The organism is Corynebacterium sp. NML 150383 (assembly GCF_002285085.1).
Lineage (GTDB): Bacteria > Actinomycetota > Actinomycetes > Mycobacteriales > Mycobacteriaceae > Corynebacterium > Corynebacterium gottingense.
Genome location: NZ_NSGK01000001.1, coordinates 344,231 through 361,096 on the forward strand (window position 1 = coordinate 344,231; position 16,866 = coordinate 361,096).

At 68.5% G+C, this 16,866-nt stretch carries 16 protein-coding genes; 6 read left to right on the forward strand and 10 right to left on the reverse strand.

Annotated elements, in window-relative coordinates; all coding sequences use genetic code 11:
* Position 1: 1 nt before the first annotated feature.
* A complete protein-coding gene (locus CKJ85_RS01615; protein ID WP_095276950.1) occupies positions 2-328 on the reverse strand; it encodes a putative quinol monooxygenase in 327 nt (108 codons plus the stop codon).
* Positions 329-519: 191 nt separating this feature from the next.
* On the opposite strand from CKJ85_RS01615, the gene CKJ85_RS01620 reads away from it, so the two are divergent.
* The 4 genes from CKJ85_RS01620 to CKJ85_RS01635 all read left to right on the forward strand — a co-directional run bounded on the left by CKJ85_RS01620 (position 520) and on the right by CKJ85_RS01635 (position 5,354).
* Positions 520-1,161, forward strand: a complete 642-nt coding sequence (locus CKJ85_RS01620) for a GntR family transcriptional regulator (protein WP_095545963.1) — start codon at positions 520-522, stop codon at positions 1,159-1,161.
* A 128-nt stretch (positions 1,162-1,289) separates the two neighbouring features.
* On the forward strand, positions 1,290-2,060 hold the full coding sequence (locus CKJ85_RS01625; RefSeq protein WP_095535722.1) for a LamB/YcsF family protein: 771 nt from the start codon (positions 1,290-1,292) through the stop codon (positions 2,058-2,060).
* Positions 2,057-3,613, forward strand: coding sequence for an urea amidolyase family protein (locus tag CKJ85_RS01630; RefSeq protein ID WP_095553217.1), 1,557 nt, complete (start codon positions 2,057-2,059; stop codon positions 3,611-3,613). The genes CKJ85_RS01625 and CKJ85_RS01630 overlap by 4 nt, the downstream gene beginning before the upstream one ends.
* Positions 3,606-5,354 carry a biotin carboxylase N-terminal domain-containing protein gene (locus tag CKJ85_RS01635; protein ID WP_095553218.1) on the forward strand — a complete coding sequence of 583 codons (1,749 nt, stop codon included), beginning with the start codon at positions 3,606-3,608 and terminating at the stop codon, positions 5,352-5,354. Before CKJ85_RS01630 ends, CKJ85_RS01635 begins: the two co-directional genes overlap by 8 nt.
* A gap of 6 nt (positions 5,355-5,360) precedes the next feature.
* On the opposite strand, the gene CKJ85_RS01640 is transcribed toward CKJ85_RS01635, so the two are convergent.
* From CKJ85_RS01640 to CKJ85_RS01670, 7 genes are all read right to left on the reverse strand, one after another.
* Complete coding sequence (locus CKJ85_RS01640) at positions 5,361-6,149, reverse strand: putative hydro-lyase (RefSeq protein WP_369825009.1); 789 nt, start codon at positions 6,147-6,149, stop codon at positions 5,361-5,363.
* The gene (locus CKJ85_RS01645) at positions 6,140-7,303 is read right to left on the reverse strand and encodes an NRAMP family divalent metal transporter (RefSeq protein ID WP_198947128.1); all 1,164 of its coding nucleotides are present in this window, start codon (positions 7,301-7,303) and stop codon (positions 6,140-6,142) included. The genes CKJ85_RS01640 and CKJ85_RS01645 overlap by 10 nt, the downstream gene beginning before the upstream one ends.
* A gap of 145 nt (positions 7,304-7,448) precedes the next feature.
* Complete coding sequence (locus CKJ85_RS01650; protein WP_095553220.1) at positions 7,449-9,251, reverse strand: ABC-F family ATP-binding cassette domain-containing protein; 1,803 nt, start codon at positions 9,249-9,251, stop codon at positions 7,449-7,451.
* 13 nt (positions 9,252-9,264) lie between these two features.
* Entirely contained in the window at positions 9,265-10,251 is a 987-nt protein-coding gene (locus tag CKJ85_RS01655) for a 4-(cytidine 5'-diphospho)-2-C-methyl-D-erythritol kinase (RefSeq protein WP_095553221.1), read from the reverse strand.
* A complete protein-coding gene (gene rsmA, locus CKJ85_RS01660; protein ID WP_095553222.1) occupies positions 10,248-11,096 on the reverse strand; it encodes a 16S rRNA (adenine(1518)-N(6)/adenine(1519)-N(6))-dimethyltransferase RsmA in 849 nt (282 codons plus the stop codon). The genes CKJ85_RS01655 and rsmA overlap by 4 nt, the downstream gene beginning before the upstream one ends.
* Before the next feature lie 39 nt (positions 11,097-11,135).
* Positions 11,136-12,278, reverse strand: coding sequence for a resuscitation-promoting factor (locus tag CKJ85_RS01665; protein WP_095535730.1), 1,143 nt, complete (start codon positions 12,276-12,278; stop codon positions 11,136-11,138).
* Between the two features lie 164 nt (positions 12,279-12,442).
* A complete protein-coding gene (locus CKJ85_RS01670; protein WP_095553223.1) occupies positions 12,443-13,279 on the reverse strand; it encodes a TatD family hydrolase in 837 nt (278 codons plus the stop codon).
* A 12-nt stretch (positions 13,280-13,291) separates the two neighbouring features.
* On the opposite strand from CKJ85_RS01670, the gene CKJ85_RS01675 reads away from it, so the two are divergent.
* Both CKJ85_RS01675 and CKJ85_RS01680 read left to right on the forward strand, forming a co-directional pair.
* Positions 13,292-13,687 carry a DUF3806 domain-containing protein gene (locus CKJ85_RS01675; protein ID WP_095553224.1) on the forward strand — a complete coding sequence of 132 codons (396 nt, stop codon included), beginning with the start codon at positions 13,292-13,294 and terminating at the stop codon, positions 13,685-13,687.
* A gap of 22 nt (positions 13,688-13,709) precedes the next feature.
* A complete protein-coding gene (locus tag CKJ85_RS01680) occupies positions 13,710-14,168 on the forward strand; it encodes a GyrI-like domain-containing protein (RefSeq protein WP_095553225.1) in 459 nt (152 codons plus the stop codon).
* On the opposite strand, the gene CKJ85_RS01685 is transcribed toward CKJ85_RS01680, so the two are convergent.
* A complete protein-coding gene (locus CKJ85_RS01685) occupies positions 14,165-14,962 on the reverse strand; it encodes a PHB depolymerase family esterase (protein ID WP_095553226.1) in 798 nt (265 codons plus the stop codon). The genes CKJ85_RS01680 and CKJ85_RS01685 overlap by 4 nt on opposite strands.
* A 4-nt stretch (positions 14,963-14,966) precedes the next feature.
* Positions 14,967-16,820: a methionine--tRNA ligase gene (metG, locus tag CKJ85_RS01690; RefSeq protein ID WP_095553227.1), complete on the reverse strand. Its 1,854-nt coding sequence runs from the start codon at positions 16,818-16,820 to the stop codon at positions 14,967-14,969.
* Positions 16,821-16,866 lie beyond the last annotated feature (46 nt).

Consider the following 16,866-nt stretch of genomic DNA (forward strand, 5'->3'; position numbering starts at 1 on the left):
CCTAGCGGTTGACCTTGAACTCCGCCATCTCGTCCCACTCGGTCTTGCCCTCGATGAGCGTGTTGATGATGGTCGGGGTCTCCTTCAGGACCTTCGGGAACAGCTCCTGGGCGTCCTTGAAGTGCTGCGAGTTGACGTGCGCCTCAGCGGCGTCGTCCTTGAACGCCTCAACGAGCAGGTACTCCTTCGGGTCATCCTCGGAGCGGTACCAGTTGAAGAAGAGGCAGCCGTCCTCGGCGCGGCTGGCGTTGGTGAACTCCGACACGACCTCGCGGAAGTTCTCTACGTGCTCATCAAGCGGCTTGAATCGTACGTTAATCAAAATCATGTGGACCACCGTACCCGGACTTGGCGGATGGGGTTGCGCGCCAATTGTTCAACAACTCTGCGCTACGCTTGTCTGCAATGTACGCGCTCGCGCTCGGCCCGGTGCATAAAAGGGGGAGTTTCCCCTCCTCCACCCGGCTGTAGCGAGTACCGTAAATATGTTGTCTTCTTCCCCACCTCGAGCCGGATGCCATGCTTGCCCAAAATGTTGCCGCCGAAGTTCGCCGCGCCATCTCGCGTGGCGAGTTTTCGCCTGGCCAGAAGCTCAACGAGGTAGCGCTGGCCGAACGTTTCGGCGTCTCGCGCAACACGCTGCGCGAGGCGTTTGCCATGCTGACGTCGGAGGGGCTGTGCGAGCGACTTCCCAACCGCGGCGTATTTTTGGCCACCCCCTCCCCCGAGTTTGTCACGGACACCTACCGCGCCCGCGCCGCCATCGAGCCCGCGGCGTTGCTGTGGGGCGAGCACCTCGACATCGAGCGGCTCACCCTGCTCAACGAGGAAGCACGGGAGGCGATCGCACAGAACGATGATGACCTCGTCTCCGCGATCAATCAGGCGTTCCACCACGTCGTCCTCTCCGCGATGGGGTCCAAGACGTTGGGCGACACGATGGACCAGCTCGACGCCTTCTTGCGCTTGGCCACGCTGCCGATCGTGCAGCAGCAGCCAACGTTTCACCGCCAGTTCATTGACGTCAACGAGCATCTCGTCGAGCTCCTGCTTGAGGAGCGCCGGCAGGAGGCGTCCGATTACCTGCAGGAATCGCTGGAAGAGCAGGGGCGGATGGTCAACGAGCTGATTGCCAAGATCAACAACGGCGAACCGATTTAGCCCACCGCATACGTGGCGGAGTATAACTGTGTCAGGATCTGCCTGTGGCCCACGAGCTAGCACCCGCCTCGTGTGAGCCGCACCATGCATTCCGTCGCCCACGTTCAATGCTTCAGCTGTGAGAAGGGATGCCGCCTGTGAGCACCACCATTGACCTCAACGCCGACCTGGGAGAAACCACGGCCGGCAACCCCGTCGCCGACGATGCGGCCATGCTCGGCATGGTGTCGAGCGCCAACGTCGCCACCGGCTTCCACGCCGGCGACCCCCACACCATCGCCGCGACGCTGGCCGCCGCCGCGGAACACGGCGTTTCGGTCGGCGCCCACATTGCCTACCACGACCCGGCCGCGTTTGGCCGCCGCTTCGTGGACTACGAGCCGGGCATGCTTGCCAGCGAAACGCTCTACCAAATCGGCGCCCTCGACGCACTCGCCCGCGCCCAGGGCCTGCAGGTGCGCTACGTCAAGCCCCATGGCGCCCTCTACAACGCGATCGTGCACCACGAGGCGCAGGCCAAGGCGGTCATTGACGGCATCAAGGCATTCGACCGCGACCTGCCCGTCATGCTGCTCCCGGGTGGCGTGGCCTGCGACATTGCTGAGCGCGCTGGGCTGCGCGTGATCCGCGAGGCCTTCGCCGACCGCGGCTACAACCCGGACGGCACGCTGGTGTCGCGCCGCGAGCCGAACGCGGTGATGCACGACCCCGAGCAGGTCGCCCAGCGCGTCCTGCAGGTCGCCGCAACCGGCTCCGTGACCGCCATCGACGGCACCGAGGTGCAGGTGCAGGCCGAGTCCGTTTGCGTCCACGGCGACTCGCCCGGCTCCGTCGAGCTCACCCGCAGCGTGGTCGAGCGACTCGGCCAGTCCGGAATCACGATCGCGAGCTTCCTATGAGCGTACGCATCACCCCGGTAGGCACCCGCGGGCTCATGGTGGACCTGCCCGACCTGACCACCGTGATGAACTGGCACGCCTTCCTCAAGGCGAACCCGCTGCCGCGCCAGACCGACGTCATCGCCGCGGCCCGCACCGTGCTCCTCACGTTCGACTCCCCGACGGCGACGCGAGAGGCGGCGGGGAGGTTGGCGTCGATAAGCCCGAGCTCCGCCGAGCAGCGCGCACCCCGCGACGTGGAGATCGCAGTTCTTTACGACGGCGCCGACACCGCCTCCCTGGCCGAATCCCTGCACATGAGCGTGGACGAGCTGATCGCGTGGCACACCTCCACGACGTGGGTCGCGGCCTTCGGCGGGTTTGCCCCCGGTTTTACCTACTGCGTGCCGGAGGACCCGGCGCGGGCGCTGAGCGTGCCGCGGCTGACTTCCCCGCGGACCGAGGTTCCCGCCGGCGCCGTGGCCGTGGCGGGCGAGTTCTCCGCGGTCTACCCGCGCACCTCGCCGGGCGGCTGGCAGCTCATCGGCACCACGCACACCCCGATGTGGGACTCCGCCGCGACCCCGCCAGCGCTCGTCGCGCCCGGCGACCGGGTCCACTACCGCGCCGTTGACGCGCTCGAGGACGCGACCGAGACGAGCCACCACCACCTGGCCGCGCCGCCGCGCCGCCCCATCTTTTCCGTGGAAGACCCGGGCATGCAGACCCTCTACCAGGACCTGGGCCGGCAGGGCAACGGCAACCTCGGCGTGACCACGTCCGGGTCGGCGGACCGGGCGAGCGCGCGTGCCGCCAACGCCGCGGTGGGCAACAAGCGCAACGCCACCCTGCTGGAGAACATCGGCGGGCTGACGCTGACGGCGCTGGCTGAGACGGTCATCTGCGTCACTGGCGCCGACGCGGACGTGACGGTAGGCGGCCGCCCCGCCCTGCTGGCCACGCCGACGATCGTGCCCGCCGGCGCGGAGGTCGTCGTGGCGCCCGCCCGCCTGGGGATGCGCACCTACATCGCGGTGCGCGGCGGGCTCATCGCCGACACGGAGCTGGACTCCGCCGCGACAGACATGCTCTCCGGGCTCGGTCCCGATCCGATCCGCGCGGGTGACACCATCGCCATATCGCTCACGCGACCCCAGTCCGCGAACGCGCTGCTGTCCAACCCACTGCGCGTGCGCAAGGAGGGCGCGACCACCACGGGCACCGTCCGCGTGGTGCTCGGGCCGCGCGACGACTGGTTCAGTCCCGCGGCGATCGAGCAGTTCCTCTCCACCACCTACACCGTCACCGCGGAATCCAACCGCGTCGGCCTGAGGCTGGACTCCGAGCAAGGCCTCGAGCGGGCGCGCACCGAGGAGCTTCCCTCCGAGGGCATGGTCGCCGGCTCCGTGCAGATCCCGCCGTCGGGCCAGCCCGTCGTGTTCCTGCGCGACCACGCCGTCACCGGCGGCTACCCGGTCATCGCCACGGTGATCAACGAGGACGTCGACATTGCCACCCAGCTCCCGCCCGGGGGCACCATCCGCTTCGAACTGTTTGAGGAAAAGAATGACTAACGCCACCCCGCACCAGCCGCTGACCGCCGTCCTAATTGCCAACCGCGGAGAGATCGCCGTGCGCATCGCGCGCACCGCCCGCGACCTGGGCATCCGCTCCATCGCCGTCTACTCCGAGCCGGACACCGGCGCGCTGCACACCCAGGTGGCGGACGAGGCCTACCTCCTGCCGGGCAAGACCTCGGCGGAGACGTACATGAACATCCCGGCGCTGATCGACATCGCCTACCGCGCCGGCGCGGACTGCCTGCATCCCGGGTACGGCTTCCTGTCCGAAAACGCCGACTTCGCCCGCACCGTCGAGGAAGCGGGCCTGCGCTGGGTGGGCCCACCGCCGGAGGCTATCGAGCTGCTGGGCGACAAGCTGTCCGCCCGCGCGCTCGCCGTCAAGGTCGGCGCGCCGCTCGCGCCCGGCACCGGGGAGCCGCTGGAGACCTGGGAAGAGGCGCGCGACTTTGCCGCCGAGCACGGCATGCCCATCGCCATCAAGGCGGCGTTCGGCGGCGGCGGGCGCGGCCTGAAGGTCGTCTTCGACGAGGCCGACATTGAGGAGGGCTTTGCCTCCGCGGGCCGCGAGGCGAAAGAGGCGTTCGGGCGCGGCGAGTGCTACGTGGAGAAGTTCCTCGTCCACCCGCGCCACGTCGAGGCGCAGGTGCTTGCCGACGCCCACGGCAACGTCGCCGTCTTGAGCACCCGCGACTGCTCCACCCAGCGCCGCTTCCAGAAGCTCATCGAGGAGGCGCCGGCGCCGTTCCTCACCGACGAGCAGCGCACCGCCATCGAGGAGGGCGCGCGCGCCATCTGCCAGCAGGCCGGCTACCAGTCCGCGGGCACGGTGGAATACATCGTCTCCGAGGACGGCACGGTCTCCTTCCTGGAGGTCAACACCCGCGTGCAGGTGGAGCACCCGATTACCGAGCAGGTCACCGGCGTGGACATCATCGCCGAGCAGTTCCGCGTCGCCGCGGGCCTGCCCCTTTCCTTCGCCGGGAAGGACCCCGAGGTCAACGGCCACGCCTTCGAGTTCCGCATCAACGCAGAGGACGTCACCAACGGCTTCGCCCCCTCCCCCGGCACAATCACCCGCTTCGACCTGCCCACCGGCCCCGGCATCCGCGTCGATTCCGGCGTGATGACCGGGTGGACCATCCCCGCCTACTACGACTCGCTGATGGGCAAGCTCGTCGTCTGGGGCCCGGACCGCGAGACCGCGATGCGCCGCGCCGAGCAGGCGCTCAAGGAGTTCTCCATCGGCGGCGTGCGCACCGTCCTGCCGTTCCACCGCGACATGATCACCGCGCCGGAGCTCACGGGCGACTCGCTCGACGTCTACACCGACTGGGTCGACCACAACTACTCACCCTCGGCGCAGCACGAGGTGGAGGACATTGAGCACATTTACGACGATCGCACGTCCCTGGTCATCGAAATCGACGGCAAGCTTCACACCGTCGGCGTGCCGGTCGCGCTGCTCTCCGGCGGCGGAGCTGCGGGCAGTAGTGCCGAGCCGGCTCCTGGTGCGGCTGATGCCGCTGGCGCAGTCACGGTGAAGTACGAGGCCACCATCGTTGAGTGGCTCGTTGCCGACGGCGACGTGGTGTCCAAGGGCGACGCCGTGGCCACCATCGAGGCAATGAAGATGGAGTCCAGCGTGAAGGCCACCCGCGACGGCCAGATCTCCCTGACGGCGGCCGCGGGCGAGCGCGTGAAGGCGAACGCGACGATCGCCACGATTTCCTAGGGGACGCTAGGGCACCTGGTACTCGGCGTCGTGCACGTCCGTGATGAGCATCTTGCCCGGCGAGTGGCAGATGGCCAGGTCCGGCCTCGAGTGCATGACGATGGACTGCGGGGTCACCCCGCACGCCCAGAACACGGGGACGGTGCCCGCCGGGATGTCGATGGCGTCGCCGAAGTCGGGCTGCCCGAGGTCCTCGATGCCGATCAGGGAGGGGTCGCCCACGTGCACGGGCGCGCCGTGCACCGCCGGGTAGCGCGAGGTGATGCGCACCGCGTCGGCGACCTGGCCGGCCGGGATCGGGCGCATGGACACCACCATGGGTCCCGCGAATACGCCGGCGGGCTCGCACTGCAGGTTCGTGCGGTACATGGGCACGTTGCGGCCCTGGGCGATGTGGGCGACGGGGACGTGGGCGTCGAGAAGCGCCCGCTCAAACGTGAATGAACAACCGATGAGGAAGCCGACCATGTCTTTCGTCCAATACTCGGTGGCGTCGGTGGTTTCCTCAACGAGCTCGCCGTGGCGGTAGATGCGGTAGGCGGGGATGTCCGTGCGGATGTCGCCGCCCTCCATGAGGTGTGAGCTGACCTGGCCGGGCTCGAGGACGCCAATGACGGGGCACGGCTTCGGGTTGCGCTGCGCGAACAACAGGAAATCGAAGGCGTGCTGCTTGTCCACCGCGATCAGGTTGGCCTGCACGTTGCCCGGCGCGAAGCCTGCGGTCGTGGTGACGTTGTGCTCGCGGAAGTAGGCGCGCGCCTCCGCCGGAGTCATGGCTGCCGGGTTTATGCCCACAGCGCGCCCAGCTTCGTCAGGGACATCACGCCCAGGACGACGGAGCCGAGCAGCACAACGAAGCCGATGATGAGCAGCGACTTCGGGTACCGGTACCCCTTGAGCAGGTCCGGGCGGCGCCACGCGGCCCACATGACCACGGCGAAGCCGATCGGCAAGATGATGCCGTTAAACGCGCCCGCGAAGATGAGCAGCATCTGCGGCGCGGCGCCCATGAGCAGGTACGCCACCGCGCACACCACGATGAAGGAGACGGTAAGCAGGTTGCGGGTGCGCTCCGAGGTCGCTTGCGTGGTGACGAAGGAAACCGAGGTGTAGGAGCAGCCGATCACCGAGGACAGCCCGGCCGCGAAGAGGACGAGGCCGAACGCGCGGAGGCCGAACTCGCCGGCCGCCTGGTAGAAGGCGTCCGCCGCAGTGTTGTCCTCGGACAGCGCCACACCCGTCGCCACCACGCCAAGCACGGCGAGGAAGAGCAGCACGCGCATGATGCCAATGACGATGATGCCCAGCACCGAAGAGCTCGTGATTTGCTTGATGTTTTCTAGGCCCGAGTTACCGGAGTCAATGAGGCGGTGGACGCCGGCGAAGGTGATGTAGCCACCGACGGTGCCGCCGATCAGGGTGGTAATGGTGAGGAAGTCGACGCGCTCGGGCAGGACGGTCTGCTTGAGCGCCTCCCCCACCGGCGGCTGCGAGACGATCGCCACGTACAGCATGAGCAGGATCATGATGGCGCCGAGCACCACCACAATGCGGTCCAGCGCCACGCCGGCGCGCTTGGACAGGAAGACGAGGACGGCGATCGCCGCGGAGATACCGCCGCCGATCTTCGGGTCCAGCCCCAGCATGGCGTTCACGCCCAGGCCGGTGCCCGCGATGTTGCCGATGTTGAAGACCAGCCCGCCGATGAACACCAGCGCCGCCATGAACCAGCCCAGGCCCGGCAGCACGATGTTGCCCAGCTCGTTGGCGCGCAGCCCGGAGATGCCCAGGACGCGCCACACGTTGAGCTGGATCGCAATGTCCACGATGATGGACAACAGGATGGCAAAGCCGAGTGCTGCGCCCATCTGGACGGTAAAGACCGAGGTTTGGGTGAGGAACCCGGGGCCGATGGACGAGGTCGCCATGAGGAAGACGGCGCCGACCATCGCACCGATCCCCTTGCCAGAGCCTTGCGCGGCTTCTCTGGTCTGCTGCTCTTGAGTGGCCATTGCGGTGACCCCCATTTCGTTATACGCGGGAAAGTGACCCACGTAATGTTAGGCGATCATGTGACCTACGCGCCACTGCGGCCTACCCCTCGAGCTGCTCACCCAGCTCCAGCCACTCCATCTCCAGCTCGTCGCGCTGGTCCTTCAGCTCGCCAACCTGCCTCGTCTTCGCCCCGATCGCCTCGAAGTCGGGCGCGTCCTGCGCGGACATCGCAGCAATCTCGCCCTCCACGGCGGCGATCTGCTCGTCCGCCTTCGCAATCTTGCGGTCCAGCGCCTTCATCCTTTTCTGCAGCTCTCGCGCCTCCTGCGAGCTCAGGGCCTGTTGCTTCTCGACGCCCCCGTGCTCCTTCTCCCCCAAATCCAGGGGACCCGACGACGTGGACGTGGCCGCGCGCCGGTCCAGGTACTGCTGGATCCCGCCCGGCAGGTTGGTCAGCTTCCCGTCGCCGAACAGGGCGTAGGTGACGTCCGCGATGCGCTCGATGAGGTAGCGGTCGTGCGAGATCACCACGAGCGTGCCCGGCCAGGAGTCGAGCAAGTTTTCCAGCTCCTGGAGGGTGTCGATGTCCAGGTCGTTGGTTGGCTCGTCCAGGAGCAGCACGTTCGGCTCGCTCATGAGCACGCGGGTCAGCTGCAGGCGCCGGCGCTCGCCGCCCGAGAGGTCGCGCACCGGGGTCCGCTGCCGCTTCGGCGAGAACCCGAGCCGCTCGGCGAGCTGGGAGGCGGAGATCTCCTTGTTGCCCACGTGGACGTAGTTGGCCACGTCCTCCACCGCGTCGATGACGGTGCGGGAGGGATCCAGGTCGTCGAGCTCCTGGCGCAGCCACCCGATGCGGGTGGTCTGGCCTTCGACGCGTTTGCCGTCGTGAAGCGCGTGCTCGCCGGCGAGGGTGCGCAGCAGCGTGGTCTTGCCGGAGCCGTTGACGCCGACGAGGCCGATCCGCTCGCCCGGGGCGAGGCGCCAGGTGAGGTGGTCCACGAGGGTCCGGCCGTCGGGGGCGTCGATGCGCGCGTCCTCCAGCTCGATGACCACCTTGCCCTGGCGCTGCTTGGAAAAGGCCATGAGCTCGATCGAGTCGCGCGGGGCGGGCACGTCCGCGATGAGCGCCTCGGCGGCCTCGATGCGGTAGCGGGGCTTGGAGGTGCGGGCCGGGGCGCCGCGGCGCAGCCACGCGAGCTCCTTGCGCGCCAGGTTTTGCCGGCGCTGCTCAATCGCGTCGGCCTGGCGGGCGCGCTCGGCGCGGGCGAACGTCCAGTCGTTGTAGCCGCCCTCGTACACGTCGACCGTGCCGTCGTGGACCTCCCAGGTCAGGGTGGCTACGGTGTCGAGGAACCAGCGGTCGTGGGTAACCACCACCACGGCGAGCTTGCGCGAGAGCAGGTGCTTGGCCAACCACTGCACCCCCTCCACGTCCAGGTGGTTAGTCGGCTCGTCGAGCACGATCAGGTCCAGGTCCTGCACGAGCGCGGCTGCGATGTTCACGCGGCGGCGCTCGCCGCCCGAGAGGTTGCCCACCTGGGTGTCCAGGCCGAGCTCCGCGACGCCGGTGCCCTGGAGGACCTCGCGCACCTTGCTATTCGACGCCCATTCGAACGTCTGCAACCCCAGCGGCTCCACCACCGCCTGGCCCACGGTGAGCTGCTCATCCAGGTCGAAGCGCTGCGTCACCACCGCCATGCGCAGGTCCGAATTGTGCGACACGCGGCCCGCGTCCGGCGGCTCGATGCCGGTGAGCACCTCGAGCAGCGTGGTCTTGCCGCCGCCGTTGACGCCGACGATGCCGATGCGGTCGCCGGTCTGCACGCCGAGCGAGACCCCGTCCAGCAGGGTCTTCAGCCCCCACGTCTTGGACACGTTTTCCAGATTGATCAGATTCGCCATAACGAACCTGAGTTTACTGTGCCGCCTGTGCCCCAGGCGAAGGTCCCGTGGCGCCGAAGGACTCGTAGTCCGGGTAGCGCTCGCGCACCTGTCCCAGCACCTGCTCGGCCGCGGCGGCGTCGCGGCACAGCAGCGCGATCGTCGGCCCGGAGCCTGACACCATCGAGCGCGCGACGCCGGGCAGCGCGCCGGCAAAGGCGAGGATCTCCACGAGGATCGGGCGCATGGTCGTGGCGGCCGCCTCGAGGTCGTTGTGCATCGCGCGGCCGAGCTCGTGGGCGTCGCCCCGCGTCAGGGCCCGCGCTACCGTGGCGGTGCCCAGGCGCGGGACGAGTGCGGGGTCATTGTGCCGCAAGTCATCGAGCAGGCCGAACGCCTGCCCGGTCGGGATGCCGACCTTGGGGTTGAGGAACACCCAGTGGGTGCTGCCGCGGGTGAGCATCTCCACGAGCTCGTCGCCGCGACCGGTGCCGAGCGCGGTGCCGCCCATGAGCGAGAATGGGACGTCCGCGCCCAGTTGTGCGGCGAGCCGGTGAAGCGTGTCTCGGCCGAGCTCGCTGCCGGCAAATTCGGCGAGGTAGGCGTCCGCCGCCACGAGCGCGGCCGCCGCGTCGGCGGAGCCGCCGGCCATCCCGCCGGCGACGAAGACCTGCTTGTCCACCTCGATGTGCACCGGCGGCAGCGCGGTGACCACCTCTGCGCCGCTGCGGCGGTACTCGTCCACCACCGCGTCCACGGCGCGCCAGGCCAGGTTGAAGGGGGCGTCGATGTGTTCCTCCGGGCGCCGCACCCCGAACGTGGTGGTCATACCGGTGACCACGCTGCCGGTGGACACCGGGGGCGCGTCCTGCACGACCAACGTCACCGTCTCGCGGCGATCCACCGCCTGGAAGACGCTGACCAGGTCGTGGTAGCCGTCCGAGCGGGCCTCGCCAACGCCCAGATGCAGGTTGACCTTGCCGGGGGCAGATGCGGAGAAGCGTTGCGCACCGTTGCTCATCGCGCCTCCCCGAGCCGGATGAAGTCCTCGACCCCCAGCTTTTCGCCGCGCAGTCCGGGGTCGATCCCGGCCGCCGTGAGCGCCTCCTCGGCGGCCGCGGGGGCGCCGTAGACCTGGGCGAGGGTCGAGCGCAGGGTTTTGCGGCGTTGGGAAAACGCGGCGTCGATAAGCGGGAAAACCTTGGGGCGCACGGCGCGGCGCGCGGCATCAGCGGTGACGTCGATGCGCACGAGGCCCGAGGAGATGTTCGGCGCGGGCCAGAAGACGTGCTTACCAATGGTGCCGGCGAGCGAAACGTCGCCGTAGAACGCGGCCTTGACGCTCGGCACGCCGTAGATCTTCGAGCCCGGCGCGGCCGCGAGGCGATCAGCGACCTCTTTTTGCACCATCACCAGCACGCGGCGGATGGTGGGGAACTCTTCCAGCAGGTGCAGCAGGACCGGCACGGAAACGTTGTAGGGCAGGTTTGCCACCAGCGCGGTCGGCGCGACGTCCAGATCGGCGCGGGTCACCGCGAGCGCGTCGATGTTAGTCACCGTCAGCTTCGCAGCGTGGTCGGGGGCACGCTTTTCGACGGTCTGCTGCAGCCGGCCCGCCAACCGCGGATCAATCTCCAAGGCGGTGACGTGGGCGGCGGTGTCCACCAGGCCGAGGGTGAGCGAGCCGAGCCCGGGGCCGACCTCCACGACGACGTCGTCCGGGGTCAGCTCCGCGGCGGCGACGATGCGGCGCACCGTGTTCGGGTCGTGCACGAAGTTCTGGCCGAGCTTCTTCGTCGGGGTGACGCCCAGCTCAGCGGCGAGCTCGCGGATCTCGACGGGGCCCAGCAGGTGGGATTGGCTCATGGGGACCCAGCTTACCCAGCCGGGTGGGGCGCGGAGCGACTAGCCAATGCCCAGCTTGGCGGTGCAGGCGGGCCATGCGCCCCAGCCCTGCGCCGCCTGGACCTTCTCGGCCACGGCGATCTGCTGCTCGCGGGTCGCCTGGTTGGCGCTCGGAGCGTAGGCGGTGCCGCCGAAGCCTGCCCAGGTGCTCGGGGTGAACTGCAGGCCGCCCTGGAAACCGTTGCCGGTGTCGATGGCCCAGTTTCCGCCGGACTCGCACTGCGCGATGGTGTCCCACACGGAGCCGCCCGCGACGGACGGGGCGGCGGCGCCGGTGTTGCCCTGCTCGGACTTGGCGGGCCTCTTGGTGCCGCGGTGGATCACGGCCGGGCGCGCTTCCTTGGTCTCGTGCGCGGACGCGATGAAGGTCTCCTCCGGCACGCCGTTGACCACGACAGTGTGGCGCACGACCTGCTTCTCGCCCAGCACCTCTTCCTTGCGGACCTCCTCGGTGCCTTCCTCGAGCTCCGGGTCGTCGACGTACTCGGCCGGAGCCTTCACGTCCACGATCTCGCGGTCCTTGAGCAGCTCGACGCGGTCCAGTGTGATCTGCATGTTCGGGGTCACCGGCGCATCCAGGGCGACGTTGAGGCGGTCATTAGAGTCGAAGGTCACACCGCGCTCGGCGAGCAGGTCGCCGACGGTCTTCGCGGCAGCGGAGGTGTAGGTGACGTTGCCGCCGTCATTGATGGCCACGATCTTCGGGGTGGTCACATCCACGTTCAGCCCCTCGGTCACAGGCTGGTCGCGGTCCACGTCGGTCGCGGCGTTGGCCGCCAGGCCCGCCTCATCCATGAGGTCGCCCACGGTGGCGGCGGTGGAGGTCAGCTCCTGCGCCACGCCGTCAACCACCACGGCGACCGGCTTGGCGGTGCGCACAGTGACGGTGTCGCCGTTGGCCAGCTTCTCGCCCGGCGCCGGGTAGACCACGTCCTTGTCGCTCACCTGCACGCCGGCGGCCTCGAGGGCCTTGTTCACGTCGCCGGAGAAGGTGGAGACGTTGGTGGTCTCACCGTTCACGTCGACGGTAATGTCCTTCTGCGCGGCGACGGCAGCGGTGGCGCTGCCGACGATCGCGGCGCCAGCCACAGTGCTGGCCACAACGCGCCGTGCAGCGGGGGTGCGGGAGGTGGTGCGGGACATAGCGGGGATGGTTCCTTCTGTGATACGGCCGTGTACTACTGCGGTAACAATACGGTAACGGCGCGGGGTTTACAAGATTGTGACCTCCGCGCGTGTCGCACTCCACACCCCAATCGCAAACGTGCCGCCACTCGGCGCTTCTCCCTCCTCAGGCACCACTTTTGTCACACGTTGAACACACGATCAAACGTTGCCGTGACCTCCTCGGCGAGCGCCTCGACCGCCATCCCGCGCGCCTCGGCGACCACCTTCGCCGTGTGCCCGATGAGCGACGGCTCGTTGCGCGCGCCCCGGAACGGCTCCGGCGTCATGTAGGGAGCATCCGTCTCAATGAGCAGCTGGCCGGCCGGCGCGAGCGCCGCCGCCTCCCGCATGCCCTCGTTGCGCTTGAACGTCACGTTTCCCGCGAAGCTCAGCACGTAGCCTCGCTCGATCGCCTCGCGCGCCACCTCCACCGGAGAGGAGAAGCAGTGCAGCATCACCTCGCGCGGGGCTGGCGCGTCCGCCAAGATGCGCATGAGCTCGGCGTCGCCCTCGCGGTTGTGAATCATCAGCGTCTTGCCGCTCTCCACCGCCAGGTCGATGTGGAAACGCAGCGCCTCCTCCTGCACGTCCAGCGGGGCGGTGCCGTCCGCGTCGTGCTTGAGCCAGTAGGTATCGATGCCGGTCTCCCCCACCGCCACACAACGCTCGTCCTGGACCATTTCGCGCAGGCGGTCTCTCGTGGGCGCGTCAAGCTCGTGCGCGCGGGTCGGGTGGAGTGCGCAGGCAGCAAACACACGCTCGTTGAAGTGCGCGGCAGCCAGTGCCAGCTCCGCCTCGGCCAGCCCATCGCCGACGGTGCACATCCGCTCGACGCCCGCGTCCACGGCGCGGGCCACGATCGCATCGACCTCGTCGCGGGTGCGGGCGCCGGCGGAGGCGAGGTGGGTGTGGGCGTCGATAAGCTTGGCGACGCGCTCTGCGGGCACTGGTGTGGGGCGTGGCTTCTTTTTGCTCATACAGTAGAGCCTATGGCATTTACGGATTTGGACCCGCAGACCCGCACCCAGCTCGACCGCAACCTGGCCGAGGCCGCGGGCCGTGGCATCAACGGCGATGTCGACGCAGTGGTGAAGAGCTTCGAGCACACGCTCGGGTACTACCACCGGCTCCCCGAGGACGTGCGCCGCGGCTACCCGCGCGGCGAGACCGCCCGCATCTTCGGCGCAGCGCTTGGGGCCGCGCTCGTGCGCGACCACGGCTTTGCGTGGCAATTGCTTTTCGACGACTACGGCACCGACCTCGTCGTCGCCCGCGACATCGATACCGCCGAGCCGAAGTACGCCGCCCCCATGGTGATCGTGGACGCCCGCTTCGAGGACGCCGAGCCCGGCAAGCTCACCGCCTTCGTGCAGCAGTTCCTGTGAGCTCTTTGCTAGGTTCAAGCCCATGGCTTCCTTTGATCGCGTCACCGTCCCCGCGCACACCGCAATCCTCGTGCGCGACACCGTCAGCCCCACCGAAATGGCCGCGCTGACCGGCGAGGCCCTGCCCAACCTGCGCGAGTTCCTCATCTCCACCGGCGCCGAGCCCGGGGCCGCGCGCGCCTACATCTTGTCCGAGCCTCACGGCACCTTCGACGTCGGCGTCGGCTTTGTGGTGGACGAGCAGGATCTGCCACTGGTGGAGCCGTTCGCGGGCGACACCGGCGACGACCGCGTCGAGCTGGCGCACTTCGATGCGACGACGGCGCTTGTCCACCGCCACACCGGCCCGCGCACTGAACTCTCTGGGGCGTGGCGCGAGTTCGCCGCCGAGGCCGAGGCCGCCGGCGAGCCGCTCGGCGCGGGCAGCTTCGAGGAGCTCGTGTCCGATACCGTGACGGACCTCTACCTGCACCTGCGCTAGCAAAGCAGCTTGTCGACGAGCCCCGCCCCCGTCACCTCGCGCGTCCCCGGCCCCAGGCGCGGGTCAAGGTCCTTCGCGCACGGCACCATGTGGCCGAAGCCCTCGATGGTGGCCAGGTGCACCGGGGCATCCCCGTCCCAGGTATCGAGGTGAATGTGCTCGCTCAGCTGCGTCCGGCCCCGAAACGATGCTCCGTTGCGTGCCGCGAAGTACGCGGCGGAATCGACCGCCGAGCGGGTCACGCCGCGGTTGTTGCCGCCGATGCCGGCCATGCCTCCTTCGTACGGGACGAGCGGGTCTGCGGTCCCCTGCACGCACAGGATCGGGGTCGGGTGCCATGCTCGCGACGGGTCACGCGGGGGAAGCGTGTTCTCCTCGGTGGGCATGGATGCCCCGAAGAGGGCGGCTGCGTGGAGGGTGGCGGGGGCGTCGATAAGCATGCGGATGAGCATCTGACCCCCGTTGGAGAATCCGCAGCCGATGACGCGCTCGTGGGGGTAACGCGCGAGGAGCGCGGTGAGGAAGCCGACGTCGTCGACGCCGAGCGTGCGGGCCGACTCGCGGAAGCCGCGGCGCAGGTCGTTGAAGTGACGGCCCACCCCGTCCGGGTAGATGATGGTGTGTCCGAGCGACTCGAAGGTGCGGTCCGTGAAGTTGCGTGCGACGTTGCCCGACTGGCGCGAGCCGTGCAAAAACAGGATCAGCGTGCCGGTGTCCCCGCCGGGGACCTCGACCCAGGTGCGCGTGCGCCCGCCGAATTCCAGCGAGCGCTTCCGCGGTCGTTGCTCGGTCACCCTGCTACTGGACGGGCGCCCACTCGGGGCCCGTCTGCCCCAGCTCCGGATCCAGCTTGGCCACCAGCGGCTTCGGCTTGGCAAGCTCGGTGCCGGCCTCGATGTCCACGCGCTGCCACACCGCCTGCTGGCTGGTGTAATCGCCGGTGATGGTCAGGTACGTCTGCCCCTTCTCCGGCAGACCGACGCCGACGAGGTCGTAGTCAGCGTCGTCGGTGATCTCCTCGATGCGCGGCTCCGCGGCCCACACGCCGGAGCGGCCGAGGGTCTCGTGGACCTTCTGCGCGGTGTGCGGCAGGAACGGGGTGAGCATTGCGTTGCAGTCCGAGACCACCTGCAGGGCGGTCCACAGGACGGTGGCCAGGCGCTCACGCTGCGTGTCATCCTTTGCCAGCTTCCACGGCTCCTGGTCCGCGATGTAGGCGTTCGCCTCGCCGACGACGTGCATGACCTTCGTAATCGCCGCCTTGAAGTGCGCCTTGGACAGGTCCTCGCCGGCGGTGGCGAAGGTCTGCTCGGCCAGGTCCAGGATGGCTCGGTCCGCGTCGTCGAGGTGTCCCGGGGTGGGCACGGCACCGAAGTTCTTGTGCGCCATGGACACGGTGCGGTTGACCAGGTTGCCCCAGCCGTTCGCGAGCTCGTTGTTCACGCGGCGGACAAACTCGTCCCAGGTGAAGTCCGTGTCATTGTTCTCGGGGCCGGCCACCGCGATGAAGTAGCGCAGCGGGTCCGGGCCGAACTCCTTGAGGAAGTCCTTGACGTAGATGACCACACCCTTGGAGGACGAGAACTTGGAGCCGGACATGGTGAGGAACTCAGAGGAGACGACCTCAGTGGGCAGGTTGAGCTCGCCGAGCGCGTGGGACTCGCCGCCCTTTGCCCCCTTACCGGCGTAGCCGAGCAGCTCGGCGGGCCAGATCTGGGAGTGGAAGGTGATGTTGTCCTTGCCCATGAAGTAGTAGCCCTCGGTGGCGGGGTCCTGCCAGAAGGTTTTCCACGCTTCCGGGTCGCCGGTGCGCGCGGCCCACTCGATGGAGGCAGACAGGTAGCCGATGACCGCGTCGAACCAGACGTAGAGCTTCTTCGACGGGTTGTCCTGCCAGTCCTCCACCGGGATCGGGATCCCCCAGTCGATGTCGCGCGTCATCGCGCGCGGGCGCATGTCCTCGAGCAGGTTGAGCGAGAACTTGAGCACGTTCGGGCGCCAGTCCTGGCGCGTCTCCAGCCACGACGCGAGCGCATCGTGCATGGCCGGCAGGTCCAGCATGAAGTGCTCGGTCTCGATGAACTCCGGAGTTTCCCCGTTGATCTTGGAGACCGGGTTGATCAGGTCCGCCGGGTCGAGCTGGTTGCCGCAGGTGTCGCACTGGTCGCCACGGGCGTCGTCGGCGCCGCAGATCGGGCAGGTGCCCTCGATGTAGCGGTCCGGCAAGGTACGGCCTGTCGACGGGGAGATCGCGCCCTTGGTGGTCTCCTTGACCATGTAGCCGTTGGCGTAGAGGCCTTTGAACAGCTCCTGGACCACCGCGTAGTGGTTGCGCGTGGTGGTACGGGTGAACAGGTCGTAGGACAGGCCCAGACCAGCAAGGTCGTGGACGATCTGCTCGTTGTAGCGGTCCGCCAGCTCCTTCACAGTCACGCCCTCTTTGTCCGCCTGGACCAGGAGCGGGGTGCCGTGCTCATCAGTACCGGAGACCATGAGCACATTCTTGCCGCGCATTCGCTGGTAGCGGGCAAACACGTCGGAGGGCACGCCGAAGCCGGCGACGTGGCCGATGTGGCGCGGGCCATTGGCGTAGGGCCAGGCCACGCACACAAGGACGTTCTCAGGGGCCGAAGGGGTCTCAGGTGAAGTCATGGTGTTTAGCATAATCAACGCGCGTGCCCGGTCGAATCAGGGCATG

Excerpts from the sequence above, each read along its gene's own strand:
- CKJ85_RS01615 (WP_095276950.1), bottom strand. The coding sequence starts at position 328 with ATGATTTTGATTAACGTACGATTCAAGCCGCTTGATGAGCACGTAGAG.
- CKJ85_RS01620 (WP_095545963.1), top strand. The coding sequence starts at position 520 with ATGCTTGCCCAAAATGTTGCCGCCGAAGTTCGCCGCGCCATCTCGCGT.
- CKJ85_RS01665 (WP_095535730.1), bottom strand. The coding sequence starts at position 12,278 with ATGTCCCGCACCACCTCCCGCACCCCCGCTGCACGGCGCGTTGTGGCC.
- metG (WP_095553227.1), bottom strand. The coding sequence starts at position 16,820 with ATGACTTCACCTGAGACCCCTTCGGCCCCTGAGAACGTCCTTGTGTGC.
- CKJ85_RS01655 (WP_095553221.1), bottom strand. The coding sequence starts at position 10,251 with ATGAGCAACGGTGCGCAACGCTTCTCCGCATCTGCCCCCGGCAAGGTC.
- CKJ85_RS01680 (WP_095553225.1), top strand. The coding sequence starts at position 13,710 with ATGGCTTCCTTTGATCGCGTCACCGTCCCCGCGCACACCGCAATCCTC.
- CKJ85_RS01645 (WP_198947128.1), bottom strand. The coding sequence starts at position 7,303 with ATGGTCGGCGCCGTCTTCCTCATGGCGACCTCGTCCATCGGCCCCGGG.
- CKJ85_RS01670 (WP_095553223.1), bottom strand. The coding sequence starts at position 13,279 with ATGAGCAAAAAGAAGCCACGCCCCACACCAGTGCCCGCAGAGCGCGTC.
- CKJ85_RS01625 (WP_095535722.1), top strand. The coding sequence starts at position 1,290 with ATGCCGCCTGTGAGCACCACCATTGACCTCAACGCCGACCTGGGAGAA.
- CKJ85_RS01675 (WP_095553224.1), top strand. The coding sequence starts at position 13,292 with ATGGCATTTACGGATTTGGACCCGCAGACCCGCACCCAGCTCGACCGC.
- rsmA (WP_095553222.1), bottom strand. The coding sequence starts at position 11,096 with ATGAGCCAATCCCACCTGCTGGGCCCCGTCGAGATCCGCGAGCTCGCC.
- CKJ85_RS01650 (WP_095553220.1), bottom strand. The coding sequence starts at position 9,251 with ATGGCGAATCTGATCAATCTGGAAAACGTGTCCAAGACGTGGGGGCTG.
- CKJ85_RS01630 (WP_095553217.1), top strand. The coding sequence starts at position 2,057 with ATGAGCGTACGCATCACCCCGGTAGGCACCCGCGGGCTCATGGTGGAC.
- CKJ85_RS01635 (WP_095553218.1), top strand. The coding sequence starts at position 3,606 with ATGACTAACGCCACCCCGCACCAGCCGCTGACCGCCGTCCTAATTGCC.